The sequence below is a fragment of the Methanoregula sp. genome, assembly GCF_002835825.1.
Taxonomy (GTDB): domain Archaea; phylum Halobacteriota; class Methanomicrobia; order Methanomicrobiales; family Methanospirillaceae; genus Methanoregula.
The window spans coordinates 1-1,037 of record NZ_PIZH01000773.1 but is presented as its reverse complement, the minus strand read 5'-3'; the positions used below and the strand labels follow the sequence as shown (position 1 = coordinate 1,037).

At 55.1% G+C, this 1,037-nt stretch carries 2 protein-coding genes; both read left to right on the top strand.

The genetic code is table 11. The features are described 5' to 3' along the window. The coding region (locus tag CW742_RS15105) for a hypothetical protein (protein ID WP_292421848.1) at positions 1-486 on the top strand (486 nt) is incomplete at its 5' end. 13 nt (positions 487-499) lie between these two features. After that, positions 500-1,037: hypothetical protein (locus tag CW742_RS15100; RefSeq protein WP_292421846.1), on the top strand; the 538-nt coding region annotated here is incomplete at its 3' end.

The window sequence follows — 1,037 nt, the reverse complement described above, 5'->3', positions numbered from 1 at the left end:
ATCTATCTCTTAAACTGGATGACGTGGATCGCCTGCCTGTTCAAATACGGTTTCGAAGGCACAACTGCAAACAAGACCTATTACGCCATCCGGCGGGATCAGGTGCAGGTAAGCCACACCGGGGTATTTTACCGGGTTTCAACCGGGGACAATTGGGCGAATAACGGCAAGATCCTTTTAGGATCGTCACAGCAGGCCCCCAACATACGCGATATCAACGTTGCCGTATCGGTCACGGAAATGACGCCATCAGTGCCGGTGATCAGCACTACCGGAAACACGATCAAGGTTATCACATCCGGTACGGCCTCTTTTGCCTCTGAAACTGTTATCGGTGAGGCGTCCCTTCTCCTTGCCGAGCCGTGGGGAACAGTCAACACGAACCGGATAGCCGTAACACGGGACACGTTCACGCCGGTGACCGTGCCGGCAGGCGGATCGATCACCGTGCAGTTCGAGATGTGGTTTAACGCCATGCCCTCATAAGGAGAGATGAAAAATGCAGTCAACACCCAGCATCAAGCCCCGCAACGGGATCGCGCCAGTTATCCGCCTGCACATCACCGCAAGGGACGCCGCAGGCAACGTGATCGCCCGCCAGACCAAGGAAAACGACATTTACCTCTGGAATTGGGCCGTCCTGATAGCCCAACTCCTGAAACTGAATTTCGCCCCGTCAGATACAACGGTCTACGCCTACAAGAACACCGCAGGCACGAACAAAAATACCGTGTATAATGCTGTTTATGGCGTCAGTTCCGTGCCATGGAATGGAACATGGAGGGTCCAGATCGGCAGCGGCGGTAACGCCCCGGTTATCACGGATTACAGCCTCCAGACCTTCGTCAAGGAGGTTGTGCCGACACTTCCGGACATTGTGATCCCAGCATCCGGCAACGTCCTGAAACTGGTCTTCTCGTCCACCTTCCCATTCACCGCAGAAACGATCTGCGCGGAAACCGCGATCCAGGCTTGCGGATCCCTGGAAGCATCAATAGCCTCTACCTCAAACTTCCTCCTTACCCGGGCCACCTTCA